Here is a 16199-nt window from a genome sequence, read left to right on the forward strand (position 1 = left end):
AAAATCTCCAATTAGGCTAGATCACGCACGATGCTATGGGACCGGTGTGGGGCGTCGGCGGCCAGGTCCGACCCTTCCCCCCGGTCATGGGTGCGGCTGGGGCGCTGCAGGACCAGGCAAGGCGTGGTCAGGGCTTCCTCGATCGACCAGCCCTTGCGCAGGCGGTTGCGAAGGCCATGGGGCTTGATGCCGAGGCGCTTGGCCCATTCCTCGATCGGCAGCGTCTCGCCGTTGTGGGTCAGGATTGCATCGGCGTTGTTAGCCGAGCGAAAGCGTGCCGGCGTGGTGAGCACGGCGGCAGGCGGCCAGCCATACTTGACGCGCTGGCGGATCGTGGTGACGGTCAGGCCGGTCTTGTCGGACCACTGCGAAAGCGTAAGCGTCTGGTTACGGTAAGTGATGGTCTGCTTACTCACTGGCTCGGTGAGTGCGCGCTCGAGCGACCAGCCAGAGCGGACGCGGGTCGTTACTCGGCCGACCGGAACGCCATAGATGCTTGCCCACTGGCCGAGCGTGAAGCGCTGGCCGTTGAGCTCATAGGGGGTGATGGTCTTAGGCAATTGCAGGTTCCTTAGTAGTGATGGTTTCCCTGGGTGTGACGGGCGTCGTGAGCGCGTCCTCGAGCGTCATGCCCTGGCTCAACCGGGAGGTGATGGTGCCCTTCTTGATACCGGCCAGCTCGCACCACTCATTGATGGGGCGTTCCGCACCAAAGGCGGCGTAGGTGCGGTGAGGCAGGAGATTGCCCTTGCCGGTGTTGATGGGAGCGGTCAGTGCCTTCTCGAGCGGCCAGCCGTTGCGAAGGCGCGAACGCATGGCGTTAGCAGTGACGCCGGCCTGGGCGGCCCATTGGGCTGCAGTCATGGTCACGCCGCCGAGGGTGTAAACGGTGGGGCTTTTGGGCGCGGTGACGGGCTTCCGGTTGCGTGCAGGAGTAGAGGCGGCCTGGCGCACGGTCTTAGGCGGGCGGGCGGGCGTGGGATCCTTGAGCAGCACGATCATGCCGGAGTGGCGCCGGAAGCCTTCATAAACGGCGTCCGGATCGAGCTCGGCTAGGAAACAAGCCTGCTCAAAATCACGGTTGCCTGGCTGCAGCCATGCGAGGGCGTCACGCTGGTCGCGATACTTTTCCACAGCGCCGCTAGATGCCGGCTTGATAGCGTCCTGAATTGCCAGCTCGATCACTGCGCACCACAAATCACGGTCACTCATCGCGCAGCACCGAAATACTGGCGAAGGGTCGCGGTGATGCTGAAAAGCTGGGCCGGGAGCGTCTGCACGCTCCACTCGGCGCACGTCCAGGTGCGACGGCAATCACCAGGCAAGGCGTAATGGAACGGCTGATTGCCCTGGTTGCGCTCGAAAAAGGTGATGATCTCGGCCTTTTCGTCCAGCTCGAGCACGTCCCACCGGAGCTCAATATTCTGGCGAATATGGTTCAGGCCGTTCGGCGTGGGCTGACTGTAACCGTCGCCGAACTCGGCTTTGAGCAGCTTGACCTCTGGCCGGTGCATAGTGCCAGGCGAGGGAGCGATCGGCGGATCAAAAGTGAGGATATTATTCATGGTGCTGCCCTTTCCTGGGCCTGCTTATGGCGGTTGTGGCAGGGAGCGCAGAGCGCCTGCCAATTGGCGCGGTTCCAGAACAGGGCCTGATTTCCACGGTGCGCCATGATGTGATCGACCACGCTGGCCGGTGCATTGCAGCCAGGCCAGGAGCACCAGGGATTGAGCACCAGGAACTCGGCGCGGGCCTTGCGCCAGGCGTGGTCATAGCCGCGTGCGGTCGCGTTCGGCCGGCGAGTGTCAGTGCGGGCCTTCCGAGCCACCTGGCAGGCGCAGCGGACGCCATGGGCGACGATGTTGCCGCAAGAACAGATGCGAGGGGCGCGGCTGGGCATTATGCTGCCCTCTTGGCGCCGAGGCCGCGCATAAGGCCGCGCACCTTGTCGGAGAGCTTTTCAGGCGTGGCCGGCGAGCGCTTGCTGTCGTCGCCGCCATAGATGGCCTTGAGCATTTCGACGCGGCCCTGGTGAGCAGCGATGATCTCGGCCGGCGTGGCGTTCCATGCGGTTTCGGGGGGCCAGCCGAGCCAGCCGGTCGCCAGGCCGAAAAGTCGCTTGTGGTAATCATCAAACGCGATCGGCTCGACATGGTCGGCCGGTGCGGTCGGTTCCTCGATCTTGCTTTCGTCATAGCCAGCGAGTGCGAGCACGAACTGCAGGAGAGGTTCTGAAATCTGGCCGAGGATCGAGCGAAGGCCGTTTGCCTCGATCGCCTCGAGCAGGCGATCGTCACCGACCGAGCCGCCTTCGCGGATCAAATCGGTGATGATGCCAATATGCCCGTCGAGGATGCCGCGTAGGAGAGGCGCGAACGTTCCATGGCGACGGGCCAGGCGGGTCGCAGCCCGCAGCGACGGGCGCAACTCGATCACCAGCCGGTCGGCCGTGATCGTGATGGTGTCGGGTGCGAGCTGCATGGTCATTAGGCGGCCGCCACTTCCAGCGGCTCGCTGTCGATCTCGAGGTTGAACGTCTGGCGCACAACATCATTAGCCTCGCCGACCGAGACGCGGCCGCTCATAACAAGCGCGGCCATGTAGAACGTCGAAGGCTCGCCAGCGGCCGGAGCATCGTCCAGCTCGATCTTGAAACCGTAGGTGTCGCGGGTCTTGGTTGCGGCGCGGAGAGCGATCTGGCCGGGGTCGGCAGCATTGCGGCCGACAACCAGCTCGATCGCACCGGCGTTGCTGGTGCCCTTGAGCTTGCGCACGCGGGAGTCTTCGAGCGTGGTGAAGGTCACGACTTCGGCTTCGTCGCCGAACTCGCCGAGATCTTCGATGCCCTTTACCTCGACATAGATGGCGGCTTCATAAACCGCCAACGCGGCCGAGCTGGCGATCGGCATGGAGCTGATAAACAGCTTGGTTCCTGCTGCAGCGTGGAAGGTCATGGGTTACACCTTCACAGTCAGGAACTTGAGGGCTTCGGCCTTCGACACGGCGCCGCCGACGCGACGGCGAGCATGGAAGCGCACCTGGCCGGTCGTCTGAACCGTGTAGGGGTCGCGCAGGATCGACACGGCGGTGCGATCGAAAATGCGGAAGCCCTGATGGAAGTCACCGAACGCGACCGGTATCTCGCCGGCAGCGGCGTCGGGCATATCGGGGAACTCGACAACCGGGCGGCCGAGGATGGTGCCAGGGTTGCCGGCGACCAGGCCAGCCTGCCAGAGGTAGTTGCCGTCAACGTCCTTGAGCTTGCGGATCTTGCCCAAGGTCTGGCGGTTCATGGCCCAAGTGCCATTCGCGGCGTAGAACGATGCCAGGCCGTGGAACAGGTCAATCAAGTCGTCGGCAGCGATGTTGACGCCAGCCGTCTCGAGATCCTCGACGTCGGTATTGAGCAGCATGCCGGTCGGCTTGCCGGTGCCGTCGCCGCCTACAAAGGCAGCGGACTCGATGCGGCCGAACTCTTCGCCGAAATCATGGGCCAGCTCGCCCTCGACGTTGAACGCGGAATCTTCGAGCAGGCGGTTGGACACATCGACGTAACAGGCGATTTCGTGCATGACGAAAGTCTGCTGGCCGTAGGTCGGCTGAGTGGCCGCGCGGGCGGTCGTTTCACCTACCCAAGCGCCGGTAAGGGTGCCGGTGCGCTTCGGCAGAATGATCTCGCCGGCCGAGGCAGGCGCAACACGTGCAACCGAACGGATGGGCGAATAGAGCACCAGGTTTTTGTCGAGCTCGGTGAGGAACTGGTCGGGGACCAGATAGCCGCCGGCCGAGTCGGTCGAGACGGTGAGGCCCTTCACTTCGTCGGCAGGCATGCGTTCAACGCCATGGCGGGCGAAAGACTGGAAAGCCTTCTGCTCGAGGTCGGTGTCGATGACGACATTGCCAGCGACGGGCCGGTTGAGGGCGGCCTGCATCTGGTCGAGGCGGGTGTTTACGGCGCCGAGATCGACGTTAGCCGACTTCGTTTCGATGGCAGCGATACGGTCGTCAACGGTCTTGGTGAGATCGGCCAGGGCCTTAGTCACCAGGTCGACCTGGTCGGCTTCCTTGATCTCAAAAGCGCCGGGGGTAGCATGGGGATTGAAAGTCACTTATGCGGGTTCCTTGTGGGTTTTAAGCGCCACGGCGGCGCGGTTGATGGCCTCGGCGATCGCAATCGCGGCCGTGGCGTCTTTCGCCGAGGTGATGCGGGCCAGGGGATGGGCCGGCACTGTCACCAGGGAGATTTCGTGAAGATTGAGGGCGCCGATCTCGCGGCCGCCGCCCGGGCGGGGTTTCGCCTGCTTGGTGACGAAACCGATTGAAATGCCGGTGATGGCGCGGGCGCGCACCAGGGCGTGAACCTCGCGGGCCTTCTCAACGTCATTGATGAGCAGCCGGCCGCGAACCTCGAGGCCGTGCGTCGTTTCGCGGATCTCGTGCCAGACGCCTATCGGCTGGTTAGGGTTGTGCCCGAACAGCATCGGCAGCGTGCTCGGCGAGCTAAAGGCGCCCTTGGTAATGAGATCGCCATAGCGATCGGCCGAGCCGAACGGCCAGGCGATGCCAGTGATCTCGCCGGCGTCGGTGACGGCCAGGTCGGCCTTGATCTCGAGCTTGCCGTTGTTGTCAGTCATTCTTTGCGGGTTCCTTGGTCTCGCCGGCTGGCGTGCCGGCGTAAAATTCCTCGAGCGCAGAGACGGCCAGGGCGTGGCCGTGAACCAGGCTGGGCGTCGTGCTGTAGGTGTCGGCCAGGGTCTTGGCCTTCTCCGGATCAAGGCCGGCGCCGATGAGCGCCAGGCGGATCGTTTCGGTGATGTCGGTAAGGTGGAAATGGCCGCCGAAAACCTTGCGGCAAAGAGCGCCGATGCCGGTGCCAGTCGTGCGCTCGAGCTCGAGCACCATGGGGCGCGTCAGCTTGAACTCGTATTCAGCATCACCGAAAAACTGGTTCATGCTGCGTCACCCTCGGCCGGGGTGTCGGCCTGGTTGGTGCTCGTGGTGTTGCTGGTCGTGTAGGGGCTTGCCAGGTCGTCGCCGTCCGGACGTGCTGGCTTGTTGAGGCCGGCGCGGACTTCGTTCGCCGTGATGGCGCCCATGGAGCGATAGGCCTGGTAGGCGGTCGCGCGGGCGGCAAATTCCACGGTGAGAAGGTCGTCGGTGACGAACTCGATCAAGAGCTCATCACGCTCGGCGCCGGGCTCGAGCAGGACGCGGGTGTAAGCCCAAACCCAAGTGCTCAACCAGGAGCGCAGGGTGTAGGTAAGGAACGTCTGGCCCATCTGTTCGGTGTTGGCGAGCGTGCCGTTGGAAAGCTCAAAAAGCATCGTCGCCGGCACGTTGAAGGCGCGGGCGATTTCCTCGATCTGCAGCCGGCGAGACTCGATGAATTGCGCGTCAACGCTGGTAAACTGCAGCGGCTGGAACTGGCCGCCATCCTCGAGCACGGCGGTCTTGCCAGTCTGCTCGCCAGAGTGCGCAGCGTGCCAGGAGGTCGAGACGCGCTTGGCTACGTCTTCGCCGAGCTTGTTGGGGAACGAGAGCACGCCGGAAGGACGGCCGCCACGGCTGAACAGGCGCGCGGCGTGCTGCTCATAGGTGAGCGCCAGGCCGATCGCTTCGCGGGCCAGGTGGATCGGCGAGACGCCGGTGAGGCCGTCGAGGCTGAACGCCGGAACGTGCAGCACGTCACGGTAAGAGAGCGTGCGTTGATCGCGGCCGGAGCCGGAGAGGTAAACAGGTTCGCCGGTCGCCGAGGTCTTAGCCTGCACGGTGGTCGGGTCGAGCCGGATGAACTCGAGCACCTGGCCGTTGACGCGGTTGGCATAGGCGTAGCCGTTGCCGTGTAGCAGAGCGTCAGCGGTGAGCTGCTGGCGAAGGCCTTCGGAGCTGGTCCAGGGGTTCGCCTCGCCGTGCAGGAGCTTATGGGCGGGGTGGTCGGTAGCGGCCGTCTTGCCGCCCTTGCCATCACGGCGGAACAACTTCACCGGCAGGGTGCCGACGCTCTTGCTAATGAGCTGCACGGCGCACGAAACCGCCGTCGAGCGCATGGCCGTCTGAGGGGTTACGGCTGGGCCAGAGATCGACGGCGCGGCGAAAATCAGCTCGGCGCCCCAATCGGGGAGCGCGGGAGCGCTTTTCTGCTCGGGAGCGGCGATGCGGTTGAGCATCGCGGCTGCGCTTTCGATCAATCCCATAGATATTGTCCTAGTGAACTACTAGGACAATATACCTAATTTAGCCAACTAATGCAATGGAATTGCAGGTAATTATTCCTATTTCGTGATTAGATGGTCCAGCTCTAGGCTGGGGTATTTCACACTCTCAACGATGGACTGACGATGTTGAAGGGTGCCGTGCTGGAGCTGACCATAGCCCTCGGTCTGGACTTTGTTGCGCGGGCCAAAAGACTCGTCGTGCCCGACCACAAGAGCAATCTGCTCATTCATAAAGCCGCCGACGCGGGCCTGATCGATGAATGTGTGCCGGAGCGAATACGTGACCAGCCTGCGGTCGGTCTTGATGCCAGTCGCAGTTAGATAACGATTGGACTCCCTCGAGAACTGCGCGGCGATCTGGCCGACTTCCGGCGTCTCGAGCTCGGGAAAGAGCTGCTGATGCCCTGCTCGTTGGTTCGCCGTATGAAGGTCGCGCAGGCCGAGCCGGACTAACTCGGAGTGGATAGGAACGCGGCGCCGGCTGGCGTCTGGTTTCACTCGCTGGTTTTCCTCCTGGTCGGCGATGTGCATGAACCAGATTCCGCCCTGCTCATCGAAGTCACTAAGCTCGAGCTGCGCGATCTCGCCAGGCCGCGCACCGGAGTAGAGCATCACAAGCCAAATCCAGTAACGATGATCTCGGATTACATGATCGCCTGGCTTACTGAACTTCGACCACTTCTCGGAGCTGGCCGCACCAGTGAACAGCGGCGAGTTAAACAGGGTGGTGAGCTGGGCCGTGGTGAAGGTTGTGCGCTTAATGGGCGCGTCCTTACCTTTGGGTTTCGTCATAAGACCGGAGACAGGATTGCCGTCCGGGAGTCGCCCGCGCGGCGCCAGCCATTTGAAAAAGCTGCTGAGGCTCGAGAGCGTCTTATTGACAGTGATACGGCTAAGGGCCGGCTTCCCCACGGTCTTGTTAGCCTCTACAACTTGCTGCGGCGTCATTCCCTTAAAAGCGTTGATCTCGGCCGCGCGCACCGGATAAGCGAGCAGGAGGTCTTTGAAGTCGCCGCACAACCGACGGGTGATCTTTTCAACCGGCACTCGCGGGCTGAGGAAGTCGGCAAACAACTGCACGTCGCGCCGCTGCTGACTTAAAGTTTCCGGGCGAATGCCGTTCTCATTGTCGGCTGCATAGCGCCCGAATAGCTCCATGATCGACTCGCCGGCCGGTGCCTTGGCCCTACCCTCACTGACAACGGGGATCAGGGTCGGGTCGCTGGGCTGGCCGTGGAAATTGCCCTGGTCGCGCTCGAAGGTCCGATCGAGGGCCTGCAGGTCGGCACGCTGCAGGCGTTGACATAGCGCCCTATACTGCGGCGAGCCCTTGACGATATTTAGGTGGTTTCGGGCAATGAAGTCGTCGGCCGACCACTCGATCAAAACTGTCTCGCCGGATGCGAGCTGCTCGCGGGCGATCTTAGCCCGGGCCTCGCGACTGCTATGGTTGAACTTCGCTTTACCGGCGAACGCCTGCAGCTCGGCGCGCGGGCCGACCATGGCCATCTGGTCGCGCAGGTCGATCTGCTGGCGCTGCACGTCCGCGACGATCTCCTGGGTCTTAGCGTCAATGTCGGCCTGGGTCGGCAACCCATGGCGCTCGTTCTGGTCTATCTCGAGCTCGCGGCTGTAGTGCTGCCACGCGGCCCGGTCCAGGTCGTCGTCGGTCAACGTGCGCGCGGCGCGCGCTTCCTCGAACTTATCGCGCCAGTCCGATGCCTCACGCTGCACTAGGGTCTTAGCTTCACCGAAATCTTTGGTCTCGAGGGTATGACGGATCACCTTGCCGAACGTGGCCTGCAAGTCGGCCGGCACCGGAAGGCGGATTTGATATACGGCGCCACGGCGCTCGAGATAGTCGGTTTTCTTCGGCATGGCCGCGCTCGCTATTGTCACACCTTGTTGTCACACCCCTTCTATCGCCAACCCCATGAAACACAACAATTAATTGTTACATCAACGGGTTACACCATGCCTAAAAGTGGCCCGCTGATAATCCAGGTTCCCCAGCTAATTTCCTTCAATCAATAAAATCAATGACTTAGCGAAACTCGTTGACAGGGTTCGCTAGCACCTTTCGGTAGCAATTCGGGGTGTGGAAAAGCGCGGCAGTCTCACCGAGTTGAATCAGCCAGTATTCCCCTGCGTCATGTATATGGGGAGCGGCTATGGACATTGTTTCGTGGGCACTCTCTGCTCGGAATCGCGAGCCAGACGCTTTCGCTCGCGATCTTTCGCCTTGATCGCCTCGCGCTCGCGCGGCGCCGGGGTGCTGCGCTTGGGTGGCGGTACCGGCGTATTAGGGCACGATCTCTAGCGCGCCGTGGAGTTTTGATAGTTCAAAGTCCGACACACGGATCTCGACCTCCACCAACCAAACGCCTGCCATGGGGACGGTAAGCTCATCAATGCCCCATAGGCCAGCTGGCTGGGCGTCGGCCGCCCGCGTGATTGGCGACATCATGCCGTTCTCGGGATCGAGCGAGAGTTTGACCGACCTTGGCGACAATGGCTCTCCCGGGACGGTACTTACCTCGATCCCACATCGATAGGGCCGGCACGGTTCGACGAAAGCGTTACCGTCGCGGTCACGCTGCCGTTCGCAAGTTCTAGTGTAACGGGCGTGCTCGCCTCCCCCGCCAGCGCACGCGGCGGAGGGGTAAAGCGCCAGACAGAAACGAGCCCCAGGACGGCCAGGATAATGACGACCTCCGCAACGATCCCCCGGCGCATGTGCTTTATCGCGCAACCATCACCCCTCGCGGCCGGTGCCGTCAGCGCCCATCGGTTCCAGCTCGCAATGGCAAAAAGTGCGAACAGCAGCGTCAACTTGGCCGCCAGGATCTGTCCGTACGGAGACCACCAATGTGATCCAAAAGGGCCGAGCTGGACGATTGCCAGGATCGCTCCCGAACCAATGAGCGGCACGATGGCGAATGGGATGGCTCGGGAAAAAGCGATGAGCGGTGGAGCCGCCACCCGCTGATCCTGCCGGAGCAGCACGATCAATGGAAAAAGGGCTCCTACCCACCAGGCGATCGTGGTGACGTGCACGAAGAGGGCCGGACGCGTCAGCCATTGCGGATCGGCCGCGCTGGCGTGACCGCTGGCGCCGATGGCGAGGCCGCACAGGATAATGGCGAGCCCCGCCAATGCCCTCGCCATCGTCCGGAAACGACTGCGGATGGCAATCAGACCCAGCAGCAGGGCAGCCGTGGCCAAGGCGAGTGTAACGCCGTAGGGACTGGTCAGCCCGAGGCGCCATGTCCGCCCTTCGCCGAGCTGGGGCAGCTGCCCGCCCAGCAGGTCTAGACCCTGCAAGCCCAAAGCAGCGGGCACCGCGACTAGTCCCCCGGCGATCGCCCATTGGGAGGTGACCGTGGCTGCCCGCGGGAGTTCGGCCAGCAGGCGGAAGGCGGCGCCGCCCGTTCCGAAAAACAAGCCGACATACAGCAACAGCCGGGCCGACCAGAGCAGGGCTGCAACAACGGGTGTCTGCGCAGGGATGGCCGAGGCGGGCGCGGCGCTGGGCGACCCAATGATGAAGAAGGTCGTTCCGGCAATCGGGTGCCCATCTTCCGACACGGCTCGCCAGCTCAGGGCATGGCTGCCCTGCCCCAGCTCTGCCGGCAGGGCAACCGAGATCGACCGTCCCGATATGCTGAACCCGTCCAGCGCCAGGGCTTCACCGCCTGGCACGATCAGGGTCGCGGCAGTGGGCGATACCGGCTCATTAAACGAGAGGGTGACCGCGCTGGGCGGATCGGTCAACACCGCACCATCGGCGGGCGCCGTGGCCGTCAGCGTCGCATGCGCGTGGGCCTGCACGCAGCAAAACATGAGGGCCAGCGCAAGCACGAGCAGGGCGACGACGTGACGTCCGGCGTGGGTGCGGGCGGCTACGTCGCCAGCACCCGAAATCGCGGTGGTCAATGAGCGTGCTCGGCTGGAGACAGCGTCACCGACGGCGCAGGGTACTCGACATCATCCTCACCGGATTGGTCGATCCAGGCATCTTCTAGTACGCCGCAGGTCTGAATAACCGGGAAATAGAACGCACTGTCCGCTTCGAGGTTGGCGCCGAACGTGCCGCGGAAGGTGAACTCGTCGAAGAAATCATTGGGCAGGCTGCCCCCCGACCAGCTGATCTCCATCACCCCCTCGGTGATCTCGGTACCGTGGTTGAGGAAGGGCGTCTCGTAGGGACCGGTGACGGTTTCGATGGTCCAGCCGGCCTTGGGCAGGGGTTTGACATTGTAGAACCCTTCGGGCACCTGCACCCGCAGGCCGGTTGTCGCTTCCTCGCCGCAACCGTGCCCGACAACGAGAACGGCGCGATAGCCCGCAGCCACCTGGGCCTCTTTAACCTGCAACACGATATGGGCCATTGCCGGCGAAGACAGCGCCAGCATGATGGTGACACCGGTCGCAAACGCAGTGATCGTTTTCATCGCAATCTCCAAATCAGTTGGCAGCGCCAGAATCGGCGTCGGGGACTTCGATGGTGAATGGCACAGTGCGTATCTCTCCCCCACCGATAAATTCGATCCATAGGGCATAGGTGCCTGCGGCTGGGGGCGTCACGTGAAGGCTCATGGCAGGGGCGACAGCTATTGCCGGCGCTGCCCCGTGATCACGATGACCACTGTCACTGGCCGGCGCCGCTTCATGGCTGACATGGCCAGCAGCGGGGGCGCTCGTCCCGCCATCCATTGCCATGGCGTGATCGTGGCCGCCCGCACCGGGTGAACTCATATCATGGGGCTCTGCCGCGGCTGCTCCGTGGGCATCGTGGGTCTGCTGATCCTCATTTCCCGGCATCGCATGCGCGTGGATATAGGCCAGGTCTTCAGTGGGGATGAAAACCGCATGGGCGGAAACGCCGAGATAGGGCGCCAAATCGGTGGCGGGATGGCCGTCCTTCTCAACGAGGAGCGACACCGCGCTTTCCTCCTCCGCGCGCAACTGCGAGGCATCCAGCGTCACCGCATAGGGACCATCCGACGATACCAGCGGACCACTCGACACATCCGCGCCATCCGCCTGCATCTCGCCAGATGCCGTCTCGGCCCCAACGGTCACGTCGAAACGCAATACCTGCTGGCCGATGCCAGTGGGCGCAGCGTCAGTATAGATGTGGTAGAGGCCGGGCGCGGGAAACTCGATCTCGGTGGTGAAGGTTCCGTCGGATCTGACCTCATCGGCGTGTTGGTGGATCAGATGGGTGAGCCCGGCATCAGTCGCCAGGATGTGGAGCTTTTGGGTGAGTTCAACGTCGAAATCTGCGATCTGTTCGCCGGTCGCAATGTTGGTGTAGTTCAGCTCCATTCGCCGGCTGAGGGGCGCCGTTTCCGTCACCTTCAGTTGCCCTGTGACCGCCTGATCGGCGCTTGCCAGTGCAAACACGCCATCGACCGTAGTATCTTGCGCCAGCACGGCCAGACAGCTCGCACAGAGCAAGGCAGCGAGGGACGCGCCTCCGGCCAGGACGCGTCTGGCGAGGTGGTTGGTCATAGCAATCTGCAGCGTTGGGGCGGTCTCGACCCAGCGCTGTCCCCAGAACCCCATGGCCGCGACAATGGGTTCAAGCTCCCTTCCGGCAGGCGTCAGGCGATATTCGAAGCCGCCGCCGCTGGCCACCCGCTGCACGACGCCAGCGACCTCGAGGTCTTTCAGGCGTTTGGAGAGCAGCGCCGGTGACATGCGGGGAACACCGCGTTTGAGGTCGTTGAACCGGGTCGAGCCGCAGACCAGTTCGCGCACCACAATCATGGTCCAGCGGCTGCACAGCACCTCCGATGCCATCGCGACCGGGCAGAACTGCTTGTAACTCCCTTCAGCCATAGCTGCTCCTCCTGGGAGAAGAGAATACCGCCTGATGAGTGCCGCCGACTAGTACAGATTCAGTACCTTGTTTGCTTCAGTTCCTGAACTGGCGCCATATGGCCAGGGGGCAGACAACAGGGGCATTCGACCCAGGGAGTTTACAATGTCCTCAGCTCAGACCATCAGCAGTCGCGTATCCCCATCTGCAGTCGCCAACCTGGCAGAACGGCTCACCGGCACCTGCCACCTGCCGGGGGACCCCGCCTTTGATTCATGCTGTGCCATCTGGAACGGCATGATCGACAAGCGCCCCGCCTTGGTGGTGCGGCCCACCAGCGAGGCCGATGTATCGGCGGCGACCGCCTTCGCCAGGGACCATAACCTGCCCCTCTCCGTACGCGGGGGTGGACACAATGTGGCGGGCGCCGCCCTCAGCGATGGCGGCATCACCATAGACATGAGCCAGCGCCGCGCCGTCACGGTGGATCCGCACACCATGCTGGTGCGCGTCGAGGCGGGCGCCACATGGAAGGATGTGGACGCTGAGACCCAGGCACACGGCATCGTCGTGCCCTCCGGTATCATCTCGGCCACCGGTGTCGCCGGGCTGGCGCTGGGCGGCGGTTTCGGCTGGACCTCGCGACGGTTCGGCTTCACCGCCGACAATATCGTATCGGCGCGCGTGGTCACCGCCGATGGGCAGGCGCGCACCGCCAGCGCCACCGAGAATGCCGACCTCTTTTGGGCGCTGCGGGGCGGCGGCGTGAATTTCGCTGTCGTGACCGAGTTCATGTTCCGGGGCCATCGGCACGGTCCAGAGGTGCTGGCCGGCATGGTCGTCCACCCCTTCGCCGCGGCAAGGGAGGTCGTGGACTTCTATGCGCAGCTCACTACGGGGGCGCCAGACGAGCTGACCTGCCTTCTGGTGCTGCGCAAGGCGCCACCCGCGCCGTGGATTCCAGAAGCCTATCATGGGCAAATGATCGCCGGGATCGCCGCGCATTGGACCGGCAGGCCTGAAGAGGGCGCTGCGGCAATGCAGCGGCTCAAGGACTTCGGCAAGCCGGTGGCGGACACCATCGAGCCCAAGAGCTTCGTCAGCTTCCAGAGCTTTCTGGATGGCGGGCAACCGTTCGGACGCAGATACTACTGGAAGTCGGACGAGACCACAGAGATCGGCGGCGGACTGGCGACAGAGCTCTGTCGCGCTGCGGAAGCCATCACCTCGCCATTCTCGGCGCTCCTCTGCATGCAAATGGGCGGCGCCCCCGGGCGTGTCCCGATCGGCGACACGGCAGTTGGCATTCGAGAAGCGCAGTATGGCCTGGTCTTCCAGAGTGCCTGGACCGATCCTGTCGAGGACAACCAACACATCGCCTGGGCCCGGAACTCGATGGCTGCGGTGCGGCCTTTCACCTCCGGCTCCACCTATGTCAACTTCATCACTGCCGACGAGGGGCCGGCCCGCGTGCCGGGCGCCTATGCCGACGAGACATTCCAGCGGCTCCGTCAGATCAAGACCACGTTCGATCCGCAGAACCTATTCGGTGGCACCCTCAATATTCCACCGGCCGCCTGATCATGCCGTCGCCTGCACGCCGGCCGCCGGCGCGCGGGCCGCCAGCCGATGCATTTCACCCTGATGCCGCCCGACGATATCGACACCACAGTACCTTACGGAAACCAGAACTGAGGCAATACACCTCACCAATCCGGCTGGCTCTCTTAGGCACCACGATCACAATATCGCCCGCTTCGCAACTACTCCGCACATTTGACGTTTTAAAAATCGCCGCAAATACGCGGCCTTGTCAAAGGAGCATTGCAATGAATGTCAGATCAATTTTATCGATCGCTGCCATTACTGCCACTATGGCCCTTCCAGGCCTCGCCGTCGCTCAAGAAGAACACTTGATTGGCGGAATGGCGGTTCCCGCCGACCAAGTCGAAGAAGTCCAGACAAAATGCGACCTGCTTCGGTCTTCTGACGACAGCGCTGTCGACAACGCTGCCGACGCGATCACGACGCCGCCGCCGCCGTCCAGCGCTACCGCCGAAGGCTGGCTGGAGGACGGCTCCAAAGTCGATATCGAGAAACTCACTGTTCAGCTTTGTGAAGAAGGCAACTTCATTACCAGCACCGAATAATCGCACGCACCCCGCTTCTTTGCGGGGTGCTTCCCCCACGCGGAGCCTGGGCGGATGCTTCGACAAGGCGAAGGCAAAATCCAAGAGCGCTACGGGAAGGCCAAGGACGAGGTCCGCAGGGACATCGATGACTGGTATGGTCGGCAGACTTGCTAGTCTCGACTGATGAAACAAAGGCCCATGCCAGTAGGGCCCTTTTTCATGGGGATCCGAGCAGATTTAGCGGTATCCGACGCCCATCACATAGTCCCGCATCATCGCTTCTTCGTTGACCGACTCCGCGAGGAGCGCCTGCAGCATATCCCGGGCGTTGAGCACGCCAATTGGCTCATCGGCGGCGCCGATCATCGGAATGTTTTTCAAGCCTCGGGCATTCATGTCCGCCCACAGAGTTTCCAACACGTCCCCTGCCCTGCAGAACAGAACATTTTGTGTCATGGCCATTCTCAATAGCGTCATACAGCCCGCGCCCTGACATTGCCCGATCTGCTTCACCACGTCAGTTTTCGTAATGACCCCGGCAAGGCGTCCAGCCTCACCGCACACGACCAATAGATCAACGCCAGCACCCAACAGCCGCGCTGCATCTAGTAAGGGCGCGTCCTGAGAAATTGTCACCAGCCGTTCGCGTGCCGCAGGCAGAATCGCTTCAACAAACATCTGCGCCTCTTAATTGCTGGCCCGCCGCGAGCGGAACGAACCTCACTGAGGGGCCAACTGTATCACGGCTGCCCTTGCGGTCCTGAAGATGAATCGCGAGGCAGGAACGACGTGCTCAAAGCCCCTTCCAGGCATTGAGCCCCGTATTGACGAGCCAGATTACGCCGCCGACAATGGCCGTGATCACCAGCGGGCCGATCTTGCCGGCAATGCCATTTACCGCCCGGCGAAAGGCCTGCGAGAACATGAAGTCCGGCGCGCCTCATCCTACTGCTCGGCCACATCCACCAACGCATCAGCGCCGTCAGGACGCGGGACTGCTGTGCTCGGTCCCTCTCCGGTATCATTGAACGTCGGAAATGGTGCGCATTGCTGATGGGCAGCTTCCGACCGCAAGTCGGATTTTCCCCTACGACAGAGAGCGGCAGCTTTTAGGAATTCGCATTTGGGCCTCGAACGACCGGAATGGGGTGGTTCAGACTGGCAGCTTTTGGGATCCAACGTCGCGTAAAAGGACCTTCGGTCAACCTAAGGCCTCTCCTCAAAACCGGAGGGAACTTGGGGCTCAGGTCAGGCGCTTTGAAAGTAGTAGCCGGTGAGGAACACTCCTATTGCGATCACGAACAGCCGCAAATAGAGCTGAGGAATCTGGCGGGCTATCCACACCCCGGCGTAACCGCCCAACGCGACGGCGGGAATCATCACTAGCGCCTCCGCCCAGCCGATCAACCCGCCCATCGTGAATACAGCGATTGCGACCGTGGCGATAACAATCGACAGGAGGTTTTTGAGAGCGTTGAGGCGGTGATAGTCGCCGCCCTCGGTAATGCCAAGGCTAGCTAGCATCATGATGCCCATCCCAGCCCCGAAGAACCCGCCATACACTGAAACTACCAGTTGCACCGCCTTTCCGAAGAGGCGGCGCCCCTCGGGCTCGCCCTCTGGCTGCGGTTTGGGCTTGAGCCAGGGACCTGCGGCGAAGATGACTGTGGCAAGGAGCAGTAGCCAAGGAACCAGGGCGCGGAAGGAGAGGTTGTCAAGCGAAAGCAATAGAAACGCGCCGCCTAGCGCCCCCACCCCCGAAATGGCTGCAAGTAGCACGGCCTGCCGCCAGAAGCGTCGGATGTCGGCGAAATAGGCGAGGGTCGAAGTGATGTAGCCCGGAAACTGGGCAATGGATGAAGTGGCGTTGGCCATGATGGGCGGCATGCCCGAGAGGGTAAGGACGCCAAAAGTGATGAACGTCCCACCCCCGGCCACGGCGTTGACGGCCCCCGATACGAAGCCGGCAATGAATAGCAGGACAATGGTCAGTAAACTCATGGCAATGGTCCGAACGTGGGTTTG

At 62.6% G+C, this 16199-nt stretch carries 18 protein-coding genes and 2 pseudogenes; 3 read left to right on the top strand and 17 right to left on the bottom strand.

Annotated features, from left to right (window positions below):
* Positions 1–11 precede the first annotated feature (11 nt).
* From ACX3OW_RS16520 to ACX3OW_RS16585, 14 genes and pseudogenes are all read right to left on the bottom strand, one after another.
* Positions 12–560 carry a hypothetical protein gene (locus ACX3OW_RS16520; protein ID WP_459096888.1) on the bottom strand — a complete coding sequence of 183 codons (549 nt, stop codon included), beginning with the start codon at positions 558–560 and terminating at the stop codon, positions 12–14.
* On the bottom strand, positions 553–1212 hold the full coding sequence (locus ACX3OW_RS16525; RefSeq protein WP_459096889.1) for a hypothetical protein: 660 nt from the start codon (positions 1210–1212) through the stop codon (positions 553–555). The genes ACX3OW_RS16520 and ACX3OW_RS16525 overlap by 8 nt, the downstream gene beginning before the upstream one ends.
* A complete protein-coding gene (locus ACX3OW_RS16530; RefSeq protein WP_459096890.1) occupies positions 1209–1565 on the bottom strand; it encodes a phage tail protein in 357 nt (118 codons plus the stop codon). Before ACX3OW_RS16530 ends, ACX3OW_RS16525 begins: the two co-directional genes overlap by 4 nt.
* On the bottom strand, positions 1562–1900 hold the full coding sequence (locus tag ACX3OW_RS16535; protein ID WP_459096891.1) for an HNH endonuclease signature motif containing protein: 339 nt from the start codon (positions 1898–1900) through the stop codon (positions 1562–1564). Before ACX3OW_RS16535 ends, ACX3OW_RS16530 begins: the two co-directional genes overlap by 4 nt.
* A complete protein-coding gene (locus ACX3OW_RS16540; protein WP_459096892.1) occupies positions 1900–2487 on the bottom strand; it encodes a phage tail assembly chaperone in 588 nt (195 codons plus the stop codon). Before ACX3OW_RS16540 ends, ACX3OW_RS16535 begins: the two co-directional genes overlap by 1 nt.
* Positions 2487–2954 carry a phage tail tube protein gene (locus ACX3OW_RS16545; protein ID WP_459096893.1) on the bottom strand — a complete coding sequence of 156 codons (468 nt, stop codon included), beginning with the start codon at positions 2952–2954 and terminating at the stop codon, positions 2487–2489. Before ACX3OW_RS16545 ends, ACX3OW_RS16540 begins: the two co-directional genes overlap by 1 nt.
* 3 nt (positions 2955–2957) lie before the next feature.
* Positions 2958–4109: a phage major capsid protein gene (locus ACX3OW_RS16550; RefSeq protein WP_459096894.1), complete on the bottom strand. Its 1152-nt coding sequence runs from the start codon at positions 4107–4109 to the stop codon at positions 2958–2960.
* Positions 4110–4634, bottom strand: a complete 525-nt coding sequence (locus ACX3OW_RS16555; protein WP_459096895.1) for an HK97 family phage prohead protease — start codon at positions 4632–4634, stop codon at positions 4110–4112.
* A complete protein-coding gene (locus ACX3OW_RS16560) occupies positions 4627–4953 on the bottom strand; it encodes a gene transfer agent family protein (RefSeq protein WP_459096896.1) in 327 nt (108 codons plus the stop codon). Before ACX3OW_RS16560 ends, ACX3OW_RS16555 begins: the two co-directional genes overlap by 8 nt.
* Positions 4950–6194: a phage portal protein gene (locus tag ACX3OW_RS16565; RefSeq protein ID WP_459096897.1), complete on the bottom strand. Its 1245-nt coding sequence runs from the start codon at positions 6192–6194 to the stop codon at positions 4950–4952. The genes ACX3OW_RS16560 and ACX3OW_RS16565 overlap by 4 nt, the downstream gene beginning before the upstream one ends.
* A 78-nt stretch (positions 6195–6272) precedes the next feature.
* Complete coding sequence (locus ACX3OW_RS16570) at positions 6273–8093, bottom strand: DUF6538 domain-containing protein (RefSeq protein WP_459096898.1); 1821 nt, start codon at positions 8091–8093, stop codon at positions 6273–6275.
* A 654-nt stretch (positions 8094–8747) separates the two neighbouring features.
* Entirely contained in the window at positions 8748–10151 is a 1404-nt protein-coding gene (locus ACX3OW_RS16575; RefSeq protein WP_459096899.1) for a copper resistance CopC/CopD family protein, read from the bottom strand.
* On the bottom strand, positions 10148–10669 hold the full coding sequence (locus ACX3OW_RS16580) for a YcnI family copper-binding membrane protein (RefSeq protein WP_459096900.1): 522 nt from the start codon (positions 10667–10669) through the stop codon (positions 10148–10150). The genes ACX3OW_RS16575 and ACX3OW_RS16580 overlap by 4 nt, the downstream gene beginning before the upstream one ends.
* A 1069-nt stretch (positions 10670–11738) precedes the next feature.
* Positions 11739–12062 (bottom strand): annotated as a pseudogene (locus ACX3OW_RS16585) (winged helix-turn-helix transcriptional regulator); the annotation flags it as partial.
* A 145-nt stretch (positions 12063–12207) separates the two neighbouring features.
* On the opposite strand from ACX3OW_RS16585, the gene ACX3OW_RS16590 reads away from it, so the two are divergent.
* The 3 genes and pseudogenes from ACX3OW_RS16590 to ACX3OW_RS16600 all read left to right on the top strand — a co-directional run.
* The gene (locus ACX3OW_RS16590; RefSeq protein ID WP_459096901.1) at positions 12208–13623 is read left to right on the top strand and encodes an FAD-binding oxidoreductase; all 1416 of its coding nucleotides are present in this window, start codon (positions 12208–12210) and stop codon (positions 13621–13623) included.
* Between the two features lie 248 nt (positions 13624–13871).
* Positions 13872–14192 carry a hypothetical protein gene (locus tag ACX3OW_RS16595; protein ID WP_459096902.1) on the top strand — a complete coding sequence of 107 codons (321 nt, stop codon included), beginning with the start codon at positions 13872–13874 and terminating at the stop codon, positions 14190–14192.
* Between the two features lie 63 nt (positions 14193–14255).
* Positions 14256–14348: pseudogene (locus tag ACX3OW_RS16600) on the top strand (CsbD family protein); the annotation flags it as partial.
* Positions 14349–14411: 63 nt separating this feature from the next.
* Here ACX3OW_RS16600 and ACX3OW_RS16605 read toward each other — a convergent pair.
* The 3 genes from ACX3OW_RS16605 to ACX3OW_RS16615 form a co-directional block, all read right to left on the bottom strand.
* Positions 14412–14852 carry a CBS domain-containing protein gene (locus ACX3OW_RS16605; RefSeq protein WP_459096903.1) on the bottom strand — a complete coding sequence of 147 codons (441 nt, stop codon included), beginning with the start codon at positions 14850–14852 and terminating at the stop codon, positions 14412–14414.
* Between the two features lie 115 nt (positions 14853–14967).
* Complete coding sequence (locus ACX3OW_RS16610) at positions 14968–15099, bottom strand: hypothetical protein (RefSeq protein WP_459096904.1); 132 nt, start codon at positions 15097–15099, stop codon at positions 14968–14970.
* A gap of 323 nt (positions 15100–15422) precedes the next feature.
* Complete coding sequence (locus ACX3OW_RS16615) at positions 15423–16175, bottom strand: sulfite exporter TauE/SafE family protein (RefSeq protein WP_459096905.1); 753 nt, start codon at positions 16173–16175, stop codon at positions 15423–15425.
* Between the last annotated feature and the right edge of the window lie 24 nt (positions 16176–16199).

The organism is Devosia sp. A449 (genome assembly GCF_054489375.1).

Coding starts and splice junctions, on each gene's coding strand:
- ACX3OW_RS16565 (WP_459096897.1), bottom strand. CDS start 6,194: ATGGGATTGATCGAAAGCGCAGCCGCGATGCTCAACCGCATCGCCGCT.
- ACX3OW_RS16605 (WP_459096903.1), bottom strand. CDS start 14,852: ATGTTTGTTGAAGCGATTCTGCCTGCGGCACGCGAACGGCTGGTGACA.
- ACX3OW_RS16590 (WP_459096901.1), top strand. CDS start 12,208: ATGTCCTCAGCTCAGACCATCAGCAGTCGCGTATCCCCATCTGCAGTC.
- ACX3OW_RS16545 (WP_459096893.1), bottom strand. CDS start 2,954: ATGACCTTCCACGCTGCAGCAGGAACCAAGCTGTTTATCAGCTCCATG.
- ACX3OW_RS16570 (WP_459096898.1), bottom strand. CDS start 8,093: ATGCCGAAGAAAACCGACTATCTCGAGCGCCGTGGCGCCGTATATCAA.
- ACX3OW_RS16580 (WP_459096900.1), bottom strand. CDS start 10,669: ATGAAAACGATCACTGCGTTTGCGACCGGTGTCACCATCATGCTGGCG.
- ACX3OW_RS16530 (WP_459096890.1), bottom strand. CDS start 1,565: ATGAATAATATCCTCACTTTTGATCCGCCGATCGCTCCCTCGCCTGGC.
- ACX3OW_RS16540 (WP_459096892.1), bottom strand. CDS start 2,487: ATGACCATGCAGCTCGCACCCGACACCATCACGATCACGGCCGACCGG.
- ACX3OW_RS16595 (WP_459096902.1), top strand. CDS start 13,872: ATGAATGTCAGATCAATTTTATCGATCGCTGCCATTACTGCCACTATG.
- ACX3OW_RS16555 (WP_459096895.1), bottom strand. CDS start 4,634: ATGACTGACAACAACGGCAAGCTCGAGATCAAGGCCGACCTGGCCGTC.
- ACX3OW_RS16535 (WP_459096891.1), bottom strand. CDS start 1,900: ATGCCCAGCCGCGCCCCTCGCATCTGTTCTTGCGGCAACATCGTCGCC.
- ACX3OW_RS16610 (WP_459096904.1), bottom strand. CDS start 15,099: ATGTTCTCGCAGGCCTTTCGCCGGGCGGTAAATGGCATTGCCGGCAAG.
- ACX3OW_RS16560 (WP_459096896.1), bottom strand. CDS start 4,953: ATGAACCAGTTTTTCGGTGATGCTGAATACGAGTTCAAGCTGACGCGC.
- ACX3OW_RS16615 (WP_459096905.1), bottom strand. CDS start 16,175: ATGAGTTTACTGACCATTGTCCTGCTATTCATTGCCGGCTTCGTATCG.
- ACX3OW_RS16525 (WP_459096889.1), bottom strand. CDS start 1,212: ATGAGTGACCGTGATTTGTGGTGCGCAGTGATCGAGCTGGCAATTCAG.